The sequence below is a fragment of the Picosynechococcus sp. PCC 11901 genome (genome assembly GCF_005577135.1).
GTDB lineage: Bacteria > Cyanobacteriota > Cyanobacteriia > Cyanobacteriales > MRBY01 > MRBY01.
This window is the reverse complement of the sequence record NZ_CP040360.1, coordinates 730364-743867: the sequence shown is the minus strand read 5'-3', so window position 1 is coordinate 743867 and position 13504 is coordinate 730364. Positions and strand designations below refer to the sequence as shown.

Below are 13504 nucleotides of genomic sequence, written 5' to 3'. Positions count from 1 at the left end.
GAGGGATCTTTGAAAGCAGTAGATCTAAACGGAAAGCCATTCCATTTCATTGGCATTGGCGGGATTGGGATGTCTGCCCTTGCCTACGTCTTGGCCCAAAAAAAATTACCCGTCTCTGGCTCTGACCAACGCACCAGTCACATTACAGAACGCTTGGCGGCAGTGGGTGCCCATATTTTCAGTCAGCAAGTCAAAGAAAATTTACAGGCCTTTGGGGGGGAGTCCGATGCCATTGAACATCACAACGGTTTACCCCAGGTCATTTGCTCAACGGCCATTGGTCAAGAAAATCCAGAATTTCAAGCGGCACAGTCCCTAGGCTGTCATATTTTTCATCGGTCTGATGTTTTGTCTGCCCTCGTCGCCGAATATGACAGTGTGGCGGTAGGGGGAACCCACGGCAAAACAACAACCAGTAGTTTAATCGGCTATATTTTCCTGGTGGCCGGCGTTGACCCGACTATCATTGTCGGGGGCGAAGTGGATGCTTGGGATGGCAATGCTCGCCTCGGCCAGGGCAATTATTTGGTAGCTGAGGCCGACGAATCGGACGGTACCTTGGTAAAGCTCCGTCCCCAGTTGGGGGTTGTCACAAATATTGAATTGGATCACCCGGATCATTATCAATCGCTGGATCAGGTGGTAGAAATTTTTCAAACCTTTGCCCAGCAGTGCGATCGCCTGATTGCCTGCGTGGACTGTCCCACCATCGCCACGGGGGTCGTGCCCTATCAGGTGGGCTATGGGTTACAGAATCTTGAACAAGCTGATTATTGGGCGACGGATATTCACTACGGTGCCACTTCGACCCGGGCAACCATTTGGGAACGGGGCGATCGCCTCGGAGAAATTAATCTAGCCCTACTGGGTGCCCACAACCTGAGCAATGCCCTGGGGGCGATCGCCGCCGCCCGGTGCTGTGGTGTGCCCTTTGAGCCCATTGCCGAGGCTTTAGCTTCCTTTCAAGGGGCAAAGCGACGGTTTGAAATTCGCGGTCAATACCAGGGCATTACCCTCATTGATGACTACGCCCACCACCCCAGTGAAATTGAAGTGACTCTCCAGGCCGCTCGGCTCCGGGCTGGTCAAGGGCGGCGCGTTGTGGCAATCTTTCAACCCCATCGGTACAGCCGTACCCAAGCTTTCTTTGATGAATTTGCAAAAGCTTTCAAAAACGCAGATGTGACCATAATTACTGATATTTATAGCGCAGGGGAGAAAAATGTAGATAACCTTACAGGTGAAGCCCTACAGCAGGCGATCGCCCATCAACAAGATGGTGACGTTGCCTATTACCCAGACCTCCAAAGCCTACCCACATGGTTAGCACCGCAACTGCAAACGGGGGATCTGGTACTGTTTCTGGGAGCCGGGAATCTCAACCAAACTATCCCAAGCCTCTTGGCTCAACTGTCTGCCAATGGCGACCCTGCGCTGCCCCAAGCGCCGTTGACCCAATGTTCTGCCCCAGACTAAGCGCTTTTGACCTTTGCCCCCTAGACCCGGAAATACGCCATGGTTTGCTCCCCCTCCCGTTCCCAGATTGCTGCTCCTGCGACAACCCTAGGCGACGGCACTAGCCTGATTCAAGCCCAAGTTCCCTTGGCTCACTACACCTCCTTTCGGGTTGGGGGACAGGCAGAATTTTATGCAGAACCCAGTAATCTGGCGGAAACAGAAGCCTGTTTTGAATGGTATCTCAAGCATTTATCGGGATTTCCCCTCACTATTCTGGGGGCCGGTTCTAACCTTTTGATTAGTGACAAAGGCATTCCTGGCCTCACCATCAACACCAAAAAATTGCGCTATTACCATGCCCAAGAAGACGACGGTATTCTCGTGGCCAGTGCGGGGGAACCCATTGCTCGCCTTGCTTGGAATGCAGCGAAACGGGGTTGGAAAGGTTTGGAGTGGGCCGTGGGCATTCCGGGGAGTGTTGGCGGGAGTGTAGTGATGAATGCCGGCGCTCACCAGGGCTGTGTCGCCGATCAGTTGTTGTGGCTCAAGGTGCTTGATCCCGACGGGACAATCCATCAACTCCAACCGACGGATCTCGATTACCGTTACCGCACGTCTAATCTCCAAGGGAGCGATCGCCTTGTGCTCGAAGCCGCTTTTCAACTGGAACCCGGTTTTGATAAAGCAACGGTACGGGCGGAAACCAATCGGAATCTCCGGATGCGCAAATCCACCCAGCCTTACCATTTACCCAGTTGTGGCAGTGTTTTCCGCAATCCCTATCCCCAGGCGGCGGGCCATTTAATTGAACAAACAGGATTGAAAGGGTATCAAATTGGCGGAGCCCAGGTGGCCGAACGCCATGCTAATTTTATTGTCAATTGTGGTGGGGCGAAGGCCATGGACATTTTTCAGCTGATTCAACACGTCCAAGCCCAGGTGGAGCAGAGCTGGCAGGTTTTACTCAAACCCGAAGTGAAAATTCTGGGGGATTTTTCCTAGGCCCCGGCAGAAACTCCCCTGAAAACGTCAAATGGTGCCGGGAGATATTAAGATAGGTTACGGATTAGATGCCCTAGGGGTCTAATCTAGACGAGACAATCACGAACATTATTATTTTGTAAAGACTATGCCACAAGGATTTGGACTCGGGAAAATGAAAGAGCTGGCCGCCGCATTCCAGCAAGCCCAAAAGGTACAGGAAGGGGCGAAAAAACTCCAAGAAGAACTCGAAGCGATGGACATTGAAGGTACCAATGCCGACGGTTCTGTGAAGGTAATCCTCAGCGGTAACCAGGAACCACGGGGCGTAGAAATTTCCCCAGAGGCGATCGCCAAGGGTGCAGAGGAACTTTCGGCTGCCGTTTCTGAAGCCCTGACCGATGCCTATACCAAATCCACCGAAACCATGCGCACCCGGATGGAAGAGCTAACCAGTGGCCTCAACCTCCCCGGCCTTTAATTCAAAATAAACATCATTCATCTGGTGAGTTTGGGCTGCGGAAAATACTCACACCAAGACCCAATCCTTCAACTTAAAAAAACAATAATTTTTGACCCCAGGGTTTTGTCTTGGGGTTTTTTATTGTTTGATTTGATTTTTTTTAATTATGCCAAGCGCTAAGATTAGGATGACGCCTCCGTTTCCACAACGGTGTAGGTAAAGCGCAAACCCGCCCACTGGGTCGTGGAAAAAACATAATTTTCTTTATTGGGTTCTGTGCCTTCTGGGGGAACCGCTTGCAAATCGCTGAGGAGGCCTTGGATAAGGGGCAGGGATTTTTCTAGCTTCTGGGGAATGGTCTCTAAATCCCCAAAAAGTTGGGTGGCCTGGTCTTGGAAATTTTCAAAGGGGCGATCGCCAATGATCCAATAAATTGTCCACACTCCCAAGGGACGTAGCGCCGTTAATTCTAGGGGGCTGGTTGCGGTTTCTGGGGGGATCTTGAGACCTTCTTTAGCAGTCAGGAGCAGTAATTCTTGTTTCGGGCTTTGGGCAAAACCTAGACAAAATAGAGGTTGCGTCCCCGTATTTTCCAATTGATATTGCCCCTTTTCTCCCACCGTAAACGTCGGTTGAGGATTAGGATTGCTCTTCGACTGCCCCAGGCTAAAGGGTGTTGTTTTTGCCGTCAGCAGGGTCGAAAAACGATCCAGACGTTGGACCGTTACTTTCAAAGGTAGTTGGGTGCTGGTTTCATTCACCAACAACCGGAGCCATTTTAAGGCTAATAATTGTTCTAGGCGGGGTAGAAGTCGATTGACTGAAGATTTGATCGCTTCGTTGGTATCGCTGGCTGGCACTACACCGGGGACAATTTTGCCAGGGACGGTGGTCAATTGATAGGCTTCATCAAAAACATAATCTACCCAATCTTGGGGGTTACTGACACTGGCGATGTTGGTCAAACTCGCAAAAGCACTGGTGGCATCCACCCGTTCGATGCGACTGAGATCCTCAGCCAGGGCAATTTTTAAGGCGAGGTTGCGGGGCAGATGGCGTTTCGTTTCTTGGATCGCTGTGCCAACGGTGACATTCGGCGTAGAAGATTTCCCTTGGCCGAAAACCCCTGCTTTGCCGCTGAGTTGGAGAATCGGCGCCGTTTCGGTACGAATTGTTAATTCACTACCGGGGGCGATCGCCTGCAAAATTTCCGGTTCAAAGCCCCCCAAATAGACTTCTAACCCCGTGGGATTTTGGCTAAAAATCTGACCCGTCGCTGGCAGCGTATCGCTGGGGAGGGTGCCGTAGAGGGGCGCGGTTTTGGTACCCAAAAAGGTCATTGTTGCCGGTTGCGTCTCATCCTTGGGTAAACGCACAGCAAGGTTTGTCTGGGCCGTAGTGACGGTGACCATCGGGTCATAGGCTGAGAGATATTGCCCAAGGGCCGCCGTAAACAGTCCCGTCATCACACCATTAATTTGCACTTCTGGGGTAATGCCCTCGGTGGCAGCCCACAGTTGAATCAAAGCTGATCGCCCCAACGCAAAACTAGAATTTGATTTGACAGTGGTGGTTTCGGGGGCAACAACGGGGGCGATCGCCGTTTCATCGGGATAAGTGCGGGGTCGCCAATAGGGGGCTGAAGGCCGGGAGCCAGGATCAAAACTGGTATCCAAGACGAGAATTCCTTGGGCCGGATTGAGATCTTGGATTAAGGCTTGAAAAGTGCTCAGGGCGATCGCCTCAGGGCCAGATTTCCCCGGGAGCACCAGGGCTGGTATTGGTTCTGGATCCGTTGGGTCTGTGACTAAGCGAGTACCATAGCCGCTGAAATGCACAAAAACCAGATCCTCCGGTTTCACTTTTGTCTTCAGGTCTGTTTGAAACGTTGTAAAAATACCGCTGCCACTGGCTTGATCATTACGGAGAGTGACGATGTCCGTCGCCGCAAAACCAAAACGTGATTCCAGCAAATGTTTCTGGATTTTTAGATCCTGCTGACACCCCCCCAAATTAGGCCCTTGACCATATTGATCGATGCCGATGAGCAACGCGATCTTGCGACCCCGAAATTGACTGAGAGCCTGGGCAGATTGTTTGAGATCAGATGGCCGTAAAAACGAAGAAAACCCCAGGGCACCACAGGTCAACCCCAAAGCTTGTAAAAAATCACGCCGACGCCATGCCATCCTAGTTCACTGCCTTTGAAATTCTGATATCAGCCTACCAGTACATCACTATTCCTGGCTAGAGCTATTTACCGCATTGTGTTGCAAGATCTGCATCCACACCCAAGGACGGATTATATTCTTCTTTACTGTACGGGACTGACGGGACTCGAACCCGCGACCTCCTGCGTGACAGGCAGGCATTCTAACCAGCTGAACTACAGTCCCAAGTGGTTTAGGTCACTTTTAATAATATAAAGTCAGAAATTGTATATGTCAACTCCTTGGCGCAATTTTTTTTAAACAATACCCGAAGCTCAGCCTTAGATAACTGCATGGCGATTTTATGACATTGTTCAGGGGCTTAAACGGTGGCTTTACCGAAGCGACGTTCCCGTTGTTGGAAAGCCAAGAGGGCGCGGTGGAGTTCGGTTTTGTCAAAATCGGGCCAGAGGGTGGGGGTGACATAAATTTCGCTATAGGCCATTTGCCACAACAAAAAATTACTCAGGCGCATTTCACCGCTGGTACGGATCAAAAGATCGGGATCAGGGATGCCGTGGGTATAAAGGTGATCGTTGATCAGGGTTTCATTGATATCGCTGGGTCGCAGTTCCCCGGCAGCAACTTTGGTGGCGATCGCCCGACAGGCTTGGACTAATTCTTGGCGGCCGCCGTAGTTGGTGGCAACGGTAAATTGAATGCCGTTATTGTGCTGGGTTTGAATGACGGAGCGTTGAATTTCCGCCTGGAGGGAATAGGGTAAGGAGGTCAGATCGCCCACAAAGCGAATTTGAATCCCTTTGGCCGCCCAAATTTTAATTTCTCGCCGCAGCACCTTTTCAAACAAGGTCATCAAAAATTCCACCTCGGTGGGGGGACGCCGCCAGTTTTCGGTGGAGAACGCATAGACCGTGAGGGCATGGATTCCCCAGTCCTGGCAGTAGGTGAGCATATTGCGGATTGTGTCTACCCCTTTTTGGTGACCCATAATTCTAGGTAAACCACGCTGTTGGCCCCAACGACCATTCCCATCCATAATGACAGCGATGTGTTTGGGAAGCTTTTGGGGATCGAGGTCAGCGGGCAAAGGATGAACCATAGTTACAGTCAAAGGTTAATCTTTGTGGGTGAAAGGGAGATTCAGTTGCCGAAGAAACTTGAGTAAATCTTCCCCTTGAGATTTTAGCCGACGACCCAGGTCACCTAGGGACGGCGTTACAGATTCGCGATCGCCGGTGGTGAAATATTCCGAGAGCAGTTCTTTGAGTTCATTGCTGGTGAGGGGGCGATTCAGGTTCCCCCGGTCTGCGAGGGAAATAGAACCCGTTTCTTCGGAAACCACCACACAGACACAGTTTTCAGCTTGTTCTGTGATGCTGCGGGCGGCCAGGTGACGGGTGCCTAACTGACGGAAGCCGGATTTTTCAGACAAATGGAAGAAGACCTTTGCAGCCACCACCCGGGAGTCACGGATCAAGATCGCGCCATCGTGGAGGGGATTTTTGTCGTAAAAAATCGATTGGAGCAGTTCCTTAGAGACCTCTGCATCGATAGGGACTCCAGGCTGGGCAATGCCTTTTTTATCGATGGGAATGGCAGTGGTTTCAATGAGAATTAGCGCTCCGGTACGGGATTGGGAGAGTTCTTTAACCGATTCAACAATCCGGTCGAGCACGGTATTTTCGGAGTTCGTATTCCGCGCCTCGACGGGCCGGAGCAATTCCATGATTTTACCTTGGCCTAATTTCTCTAATAGGCGCTTCAGTTGGGTTTGGTAGACTAGGGCGATCGCCACCGCAGAGATCAACAGTAATTTATCGAGGAGAGCCGCCGCATATTCAAATTGATATATTTCTGCTGCCTTATCAGCAATCATCAACAGCAAAAATCCCCGCATCACCCAGAGGGTTCGTCGGTCTCGAATGGCAAAAACCGCCACATACACTAAGAACAATGTCAGCGCAATATCCGCAATGTCAAACAGCCAATCTGGCATCCTCTATTACCGCTACTCCAGCACAACCAACAACTTGCCATCAGACTCTATCATGTCATGGCGGGGGTAACCTTGGGCAAAGAAAAACGGGGTTGGCGATCGCCCCAATGTGGCTACCCCATCTACCCCGTTCCCCAAAATGTTTAACCAATGAAAATAGATCAGCCTTGACGTAGCCGCTCCGGTAAACAATCTTGACGCACTAAATCCTCCAAGGTTTCCCGACGGATAATCAGTTGGGCCTCCCCTTCATTCACCAGTACGGCTGCCGGGCGACCGATGCGATTGTAATTCGAGGCCATACTGTAGTTATAGGCTCCCGTCGCCAGCACCACGAGGATATCCCCCGGTTGGGGCGTGGGCAGTTGGGCATCCTTGATCACCACATCCCCCGACTCACAATGTTTACCCGCTACCGTGACTGTTTCCTCGCAGGGGGCCGACAGGCGATTAGCAATGACCGCCCGGTACAGAGATTGGTAGGTAATCGGACGGGGATTATCAGACATGCCGCCATCCACAGAAACGTAGGTACGAATTTCTGGCACAACCTTACGGCTCCCGACGGTATAGGCGGTAATGCAAGCACTGCCGACGAGGGAGCGGCCCGGCTCTACGATTAATTTCGGTAGCGCAATCCCATGGCTCCGGCAGGCGGCTTCGAGGGACTGAGCAACATTTTGCGACCAGGCTTCAATGCTGGGGGGATCATCGGATTCGGTATAGCGAATCCCTAAACCGCCCCCAAGGTTGAGAATTTCTGGGTTTAGGCCATAGTCAGCGGCTTTTTTATACCAACCAGCGAGGACATCACCGAGATCTTTGTGGGGTTGTTGTTCAAAAATTTGCGACCCAATGTGGGCATGGAGACCAATACAGTTTAAAAATTCAGCCTGGCTCACCAGGGCAAAGGCCGCTTCAATTTGGTTCGGGTCAAAGCCAAATTTGCTATCTAAATGCCCCGTCCGGATGTATTCGTGGGTATGGCACTCGATGCCGGGGGTGAGGCGCAAAATAATCTTGGCCGTTGTTTGGCGATCGCCCGTGAGTGCCTTGAGCAATTCCAACTCAAAGAAATTATCAACAATGATCGTCACCCCTTGGTCGAGGGCAAAATTCAGCTCCTCGCGGGATTTGTTGTTGCCATGGAAATAAATTTTTTGCGGGCTGACCCCAGCTTTGAGGGTTGTGTAGAGTTCTCCGCCAGAAACCACGTCGAAGCCTAACCCTTCACTGTCAACAATGGCGCAGATGGCCATGCAGCTCCAGGCCTTAGATGCATAAATCACGAGGGATTCACCACCGTAATATTTTTGGAAACTGTCGCGGTATTGACGGCAGGTGGTTCTCAGGGTGTATTCATCGAGGATATATAACGGAGAACCATATTGCTTAACCAATTCAGTCACATCGCAGCCTCCCACCACTAAGTGATCCTGGCCATTTACGGTGCTGGTCAGGGGCATTAACGCTTGGTTGGGAGACAGGCCATCTGGATTTTGGGGCAAATATTGCCGACCTGTATTGTCAGTGGAGGCTGCGGTTAACATAAGCAATTACTTTGTGGTTATCTTTTACTAGATTCAATAGAATCATAGGTAAATAAGGATACCGAAAAAATAATCACCCTTGCTATGGAAATGGCGGCTATTTGTCTAAATTTTCATTGGCGTTGGTAGTTGTCGTTTGATCACCATCCCGGCCCGTCGTCGTATTGGTATTTTCACCGCTGCTCGAAGTATTGTTGACATTCGAAGCTCCACTTTCACTGACACGAACTCGAATGGTACTACCATTCTTAGTTTTGATGGTAATTTCTGTACCATTTCTTCCTTCAGATACAGTCATCGAGCCGCCGTTAAATTCCTGAGCCATGGCATTGTGACTAAACCCCAAGAGGGAGCCGCTACACAGAGCGACAACTGCCATACTTTTTAAGGTAATTGCTTTGAGAGTTCTACTTTTTTTTTGCATCGTTTGTGCGTGAAATCTGCTGTCATTGTACAAATGGATAAAAAAACTGTTTAACAATTTTTATAAACTAATTGTCTTTGCTACCGAGAGAGGATTATGGATGATTATTTTCGGCACCACCATGAACATGAAAATTTAATGACCTAACCTGGTGTCTTTCAATTTTTCTACTGTTCGCATTTGATAAACTTTTCAAGTATTTTTATGAGTGAGTGGTGAGATTTGTGAGTGCAGTTGCTTTATCGGTGCAGCCCCTGACAGAACAAACACTGCCCCAGGCATTGGTTTTAGATCAATTGTGTTTTGGTGGCCTTTGGTCTAAGGATGGTTATCTACGGGAACTAGAAAGTCCAAATAGTACCTTGCTAATTGTGCCGGCTCCCCATGATCCAAATAAATTATTGGGATTGGGTTGTCTCTGGGCGATTGTCGAAGAAGCTCACATTACGCTCATGGCAGTTCATCCGGAGGTGCAACGGCAGGGCTTGGGACAACTCATTTTGTTGGGTTTGCTCCGGGATGCTTGGTTACGGGGTTTAGAACGGGCGACCCTCGAAGTCAAAGAATCCAATCAGCGGGCGATCGCCCTCTACGAAAAATTTGGTTTTAACCTGGCCGGACGACGTAAAGGGTACTACCAAGACACCGGAGAAGACGCCCTGATCATGTGGCGCAAGGGTTTAGATCAGCCCGAATTTACTGTCCAATTAGAAGCCTGGGGAGCGACCATTGCCCAACGACTCCAGCAAAACCACTGGTCTTGGTCTCTCGATACTTAGAAATGCCAAAGGTTATCTCTGTCCACAAAAAAACCCCATCTCACCGAGAGACAGGGCACATTGCCTAGACAAAAAATGTGATTTAAAAAGAATTTTTAAAACAAGGGCCGCAACAGATCTTAAATGACCGTACCGTCGGGAATAACGGCGTTCTTTAGTACCACTGTAATGCCGCTGCGAATGTAGTAGCCAAGCTCTTCACGGTTTGACTCCTCCACATTTTCCTTATTGACGATCATCACGTTTTTACCGATGCGTGCATTTTTATCGACGATCGCCCGGCGAATCGTTGTACCTTCACCAATCCCAATGGGAGGCTTGCCACGACGGAGACAATCCTGGCGCTTTTCATAGGGCTGATAATAATCTGCGCCCATGATCATCGTATCTTCGATAGTGCAGTCCGCTTCGACACGGGTGCGAATACCAAGAACTGAGTGGTGAATGCGGCAGTTTTTAATGATGCAACCTTCGCTGATCATCGATTCTGTCACGTCAGCGTTGAGCACCTTCGTCGGCGGTAAGTAGCGCGCCCGGGTGTAGATGGGGGCCTTTTCGTCATAGAAACTAAAGGGTGGGATCGGCTGCTTCGTCAAGCCAAGGTTTGCTTCATAGAACGCTTCGATAGTCCCAATATCAGCCCAATAATCATCAAAGAGATAGGCCTGAACGTTGTAGTCCTTGGCCGCATCAGGAATAATTTCTTTCCCGAAATCGGTTTTATCTTTGCCTTCTTTGAGTAGATCGAGGAGTACTTGTTTCTTAAAGACGTAGATCCCCATCGACGCAATGTAGGGCTTTTCTTTCGCTTGCTCTGGATCGAGACCCAAGGACTGGGTATCCACCTGCATCGCCTTAAGGGCTTCACCAGTGGGCTTTTCACTAAAGTCCACGACACGACCATTGGCATCAATTTTCATCAACCCAAAGGCGGGGGCTACTTTTTCGCCCACGGGAACCACAGACAGGGTGATGTCTGCCCCAGTGTCACGGTGGCGCTGGATAAATTCACGGTAATCCATACGGTAGAGGTGATCACCGGAGAGAATGATGTATTCATCGACATCCCAGTCTTCTAGAAGCCAACTGTACTGTCGGACAGCGTCGGCGGTGCCTTGGAACCAATCGGGATTTTCTTTAGTTTGTTGGGCTGCGAGTACTTCGGTAAAGCCTTCGGTGAAGCCGGTAAAGTTGTAGGTTCGACTAATGTGACGATTTAAAGATGCTGAATTAAATTGGGTTAAAACGTAGATTTTATGAATTTCAGAATTAATGCAATTGCTAACAGGAATATCAATGAGACGATATTTGCCTGCTAGAGGTACTGCGGGCTTAGCTCTGAGTTTTGTTAGCGGATATAGGCGAGTACCTGCGCCGCCGCCAAGTATGATTCCTAGGACTCGTTTCACAAAAAAGACCTCACGACTGCCTTTGACCTCTGTGTCAAGTGTATGACTGGAGGGGGGATCTCGAAAAGTAACAATTCAAACTTTTTCGGGATTTTTTCCCCAGAATCCATCATAGGTCTGATTTTCACCGACGTCATTTTAAGATTTGGGAATCGTTTATTTAAGGGCGATCGCCGCCCCCAGAGATCCAGTGGGGGATCGTGGTAATCCCCTGCAAATTCTGCGTAATGCCCCTTCCATCTCCTTTGGCAACCCTGATAAAATGGGCTTTTAGTTTTTTATCTTCTAAGCTTATTTTCCCTAATGGTTTCCCCAAATCCTCGCCTGACCCTCGGTGTGAATATTGACCATGTTGCGACGATTCGCCAAGCGCGACGCACGGTAGAACCAGATCCAGTGGCGGCGGCAACCTTAGCAGAACTGGGGGGAGCCGACGGGATTACGGTACACCTCCGGGAAGACCGTCGCCATATCCAAGACCGGGATGTCAAAATCCTGCGGCAGACGGTGCAGTCCCACCTGAATTTAGAGATGGCCCCCACGACAGAAATGGTGGCGATCGCCTTAGACATCAAACCCGACTACGTGACCCTCGTCCCCGAAAAACGCGAGGAAATCACCACGGAAGGAGGGATCGACATCGTGGGTAATTTTGCCCGATTTAAGGAAGTGGTTGAACAACTCCAGGGGGCCGGGATTCCCGTCAGTTGGTTTATCGATGCTGAGCTAGAGCAAATCGAAGCGGCCCAGAAAACCGGGGCGCAATTTATTGAGCTGCACACGGGGAAATATGCCGAGGCCCACGATCCTGAAGCACAGCAGACTGAATTAGCAGCCTTAGAAACCGGGGCAAAACAGGCGATCGCCCTGGGGTTACGGGTCAACGCCGGCCATGGCTTAACCTATCGTAATGTTTACCCCGTCGCTTGTATCGAAGGCATGGAAGAGTTAAACATCGGGCATACCATCATCAGCCGGGCTGTGTTGGTGGGCCTAGAACGGGCCGTGCGGGAGATGAAGCTTGCCATGTGGGGACAATTGTAGGGTATCTTTACTGGAACAAAAACAGTTATAAATCTTTCTATACTGAACAAGTGATGACGACCTATCATTTTGCCCTGGCCAGCCAAAAATTTCTCTTTGAAGAAGAACCCTTCGAAGAAGTAATCAAAGAACGCATCCGCCACTACGAAGAACAAGGCAAAGAACGGGATTTTTGGGTAGTGGAGAATCCGGCCTTTATCAACGCTCCCAGCCTCAAAGAAGCCAGCGAAAAGACCCCCAAACCCTGTGTGGCGATCATCTCCACGAAAAAGCAATTTATTACTTGGTTAAAATTACGGTTGGAGTATATCTACGTCGGCGAATTTGAGGCTCCCTCTGAGGAAATTCCAGAGCCCCTCAAGTCCCTAGCCGCTTAGACTCCCCTATTCTTTCTGGCGTGTGAACTTATGATGGGCAATTTCTGGCAACCGTTGATTAGACTTGGGCGTGCTGCTTATATCGGGAGTATTGCGGCGATCGCCTTTGTCCCCCCCAGTGTTGCCCAGCGGGGTTTATCCCAATGTCAGCCGCCCCAGGGCGCAGAGTTTTTGGTATTGGTCTTTACCCCATCCCAACCCCTCCAGGCGGAAGTGCGCAATCAAGTGAGTCAAACCCTCCCGGAAAACCAACAAGCGGTGGTTTGTGAATACGATGGTAATGTTCTCAGTCGGGTCGGGGGCTTTACGAGCCTCGAAAACGCGACCCAGTGGGCTGAATATTTTGGGGAAGCGGTGGGTTTGCCCTTGATGGTGATCACCCCAGTAGATAGTGATTTAGCCCTAGAAACCAGCCAAGCGCCGACTATTCCCCCCATGGCAACGGCGATCGCCCCCGATCTGGTGGTCGAAACGACCGAGACACCAACCCGTAACGTTGCTCTGCCCCCGGCCCAGCCCCAGGCAGAAACAAAATCGACGCCTCCCTCCGCAACCCAAGGGCCAGCTAACTTCCGACCCCAAGGACTCCGGGGGGGATTTGGGGTGCTGGTAGAATACGGCGGGAATTTGGCGATCGCCAATCAGTTGCAGCGTTTAATAGGGCAAAATATTGGCCTAGTCGCCTATGGGGGACGCGGTTATCTGCTGGCAGCCCACACCGCAGATTCCGCCCGGATCACCGAATTGTTAAATCGTCTCAATCAAAATGGCCTCGGGGCGATCGCCGTTCCTGCCGATCAAGTCATTCTGCTGAAGGCCGACATTAGCCTTTGATTTGTTTTTTTGAAAAAG

13 protein-coding genes and 1 tRNA gene are annotated in these 13504 nt (G+C 50.4%); 7 read left to right on the top strand and 7 right to left on the bottom strand.

Going from position 1 to position 13504, the window contains the following annotated elements:
- Nucleotides 1-9: 9 nt before the first annotated feature.
- From murC to FEK30_RS04560, 3 genes are all read left to right on the top strand, one after another.
- Entirely contained in the window at nucleotides 10-1476 is a 1467-nt protein-coding gene (murC, locus tag FEK30_RS04570) for a UDP-N-acetylmuramate--L-alanine ligase (RefSeq protein WP_030006744.1), read from the top strand.
- A 39-nt stretch (nucleotides 1477-1515) separates the two neighbouring features.
- On the top strand, nucleotides 1516-2460 hold the full coding sequence (gene murB, locus FEK30_RS04565; protein WP_138072061.1) for a UDP-N-acetylmuramate dehydrogenase: 945 nt from the start codon (nucleotides 1516-1518) through the stop codon (nucleotides 2458-2460).
- Between the two features lie 127 nt (nucleotides 2461-2587).
- On the top strand, nucleotides 2588-2920 hold the full coding sequence (locus FEK30_RS04560; RefSeq protein WP_012305742.1) for a YbaB/EbfC family nucleoid-associated protein: 333 nt from the start codon (nucleotides 2588-2590) through the stop codon (nucleotides 2918-2920).
- Nucleotides 2921-3084: 164 nt separating this feature from the next.
- Here the strand turns inward: FEK30_RS04560 and FEK30_RS04555 are convergent, their stop codons facing one another.
- The 6 genes from FEK30_RS04555 to FEK30_RS04530 form a co-directional block, all read right to left on the bottom strand.
- On the bottom strand, nucleotides 3085-5091 hold the full coding sequence (locus tag FEK30_RS04555) for a caspase family protein (protein ID WP_138073740.1): 2007 nt from the start codon (nucleotides 5089-5091) through the stop codon (nucleotides 3085-3087).
- 133 nt (nucleotides 5092-5224) lie between these two features.
- Nucleotides 5225-5298, bottom strand: a tRNA-Asp gene (locus tag FEK30_RS04550).
- A gap of 136 nt (nucleotides 5299-5434) precedes the next feature.
- Nucleotides 5435-6172 (bottom strand): undecaprenyl pyrophosphate synthase, encoded by a 738-nt coding sequence (gene uppS / locus FEK30_RS04545; protein WP_012305739.1) that lies wholly within the window; start codon nucleotides 6170-6172, stop codon nucleotides 5435-5437.
- Between the two features lie 15 nt (nucleotides 6173-6187).
- On the bottom strand, nucleotides 6188-7069 hold the full coding sequence (gene cdaA, locus FEK30_RS04540; protein WP_012305738.1) for a diadenylate cyclase CdaA: 882 nt from the start codon (nucleotides 7067-7069) through the stop codon (nucleotides 6188-6190).
- A gap of 161 nt (nucleotides 7070-7230) precedes the next feature.
- Complete coding sequence (lysA, locus tag FEK30_RS04535) at nucleotides 7231-8619, bottom strand: diaminopimelate decarboxylase (RefSeq protein ID WP_065709859.1); 1389 nt, start codon at nucleotides 8617-8619, stop codon at nucleotides 7231-7233.
- Nucleotides 8620-8716: 97 nt separating this feature from the next.
- Nucleotides 8717-8998, bottom strand: a complete 282-nt coding sequence (locus FEK30_RS04530; RefSeq protein ID WP_062431691.1) for a hypothetical protein — start codon at nucleotides 8996-8998, stop codon at nucleotides 8717-8719.
- Between the two features lie 269 nt (nucleotides 8999-9267).
- Between FEK30_RS04530 and rimI the strand changes: the two genes are divergently transcribed.
- Nucleotides 9268-9822 (top strand): ribosomal protein S18-alanine N-acetyltransferase, encoded by a 555-nt coding sequence (gene rimI, locus FEK30_RS04525; RefSeq protein ID WP_138072059.1) that lies wholly within the window; start codon nucleotides 9268-9270, stop codon nucleotides 9820-9822.
- A 119-nt stretch (nucleotides 9823-9941) separates the two neighbouring features.
- On the opposite strand, the gene FEK30_RS04520 is transcribed toward rimI, so the two are convergent.
- Entirely contained in the window at nucleotides 9942-11231 is a 1290-nt protein-coding gene (locus FEK30_RS04520; protein WP_062431685.1) for a glucose-1-phosphate adenylyltransferase, read from the bottom strand.
- Between the two features lie 303 nt (nucleotides 11232-11534).
- Between FEK30_RS04520 and FEK30_RS04515 the strand changes: the two genes are divergently transcribed.
- The 3 genes from FEK30_RS04515 to FEK30_RS04505 are packed head-to-tail and all read left to right on the top strand — an operon-like array spanning nucleotide 11535 to nucleotide 13486.
- On the top strand, nucleotides 11535-12275 hold the full coding sequence (locus FEK30_RS04515; protein WP_138072057.1) for a pyridoxine 5'-phosphate synthase: 741 nt from the start codon (nucleotides 11535-11537) through the stop codon (nucleotides 12273-12275).
- A gap of 53 nt (nucleotides 12276-12328) precedes the next feature.
- On the top strand, nucleotides 12329-12652 hold the full coding sequence (locus tag FEK30_RS04510) for an MgPME-cyclase complex family protein (RefSeq protein ID WP_030006753.1): 324 nt from the start codon (nucleotides 12329-12331) through the stop codon (nucleotides 12650-12652).
- 30 nt (nucleotides 12653-12682) lie between these two features.
- A complete protein-coding gene (locus tag FEK30_RS04505; RefSeq protein WP_138072055.1) occupies nucleotides 12683-13486 on the top strand; it encodes a hypothetical protein in 804 nt (267 codons plus the stop codon).
- Nucleotides 13487-13504 lie beyond the last annotated feature (18 nt).

Bases quoted from the DNA above. Each gene is read 5' to 3' on its own strand.
- uppS (WP_012305739.1), bottom strand. From the start codon at position 6,172: ATGGTTCATCCTTTGCCCGCTGACCTCGATCCCCAAAAGCTTCCCAAA.
- murB (WP_138072061.1), top strand. From the start codon at position 1,516: ATGGTTTGCTCCCCCTCCCGTTCCCAGATTGCTGCTCCTGCGACAACC.
- cdaA (WP_012305738.1), bottom strand. From the start codon at position 7,069: ATGCCAGATTGGCTGTTTGACATTGCGGATATTGCGCTGACATTGTTC.
- lysA (WP_065709859.1), bottom strand. From the start codon at position 8,619: ATGTTAACCGCAGCCTCCACTGACAATACAGGTCGGCAATATTTGCCC.
- FEK30_RS04560 (WP_012305742.1), top strand. From the start codon at position 2,588: ATGCCACAAGGATTTGGACTCGGGAAAATGAAAGAGCTGGCCGCCGCA.
- FEK30_RS04505 (WP_138072055.1), top strand. From the start codon at position 12,683: ATGATGGGCAATTTCTGGCAACCGTTGATTAGACTTGGGCGTGCTGCT.
- FEK30_RS04555 (WP_138073740.1), bottom strand. From the start codon at position 5,091: ATGGCATGGCGTCGGCGTGATTTTTTACAAGCTTTGGGGTTGACCTGT.
- FEK30_RS04515 (WP_138072057.1), top strand. From the start codon at position 11,535: ATGGTTTCCCCAAATCCTCGCCTGACCCTCGGTGTGAATATTGACCAT.
- FEK30_RS04510 (WP_030006753.1), top strand. From the start codon at position 12,329: ATGACGACCTATCATTTTGCCCTGGCCAGCCAAAAATTTCTCTTTGAA.
- FEK30_RS04530 (WP_062431691.1), bottom strand. From the start codon at position 8,998: ATGGCAGTTGTCGCTCTGTGTAGCGGCTCCCTCTTGGGGTTTAGTCAC.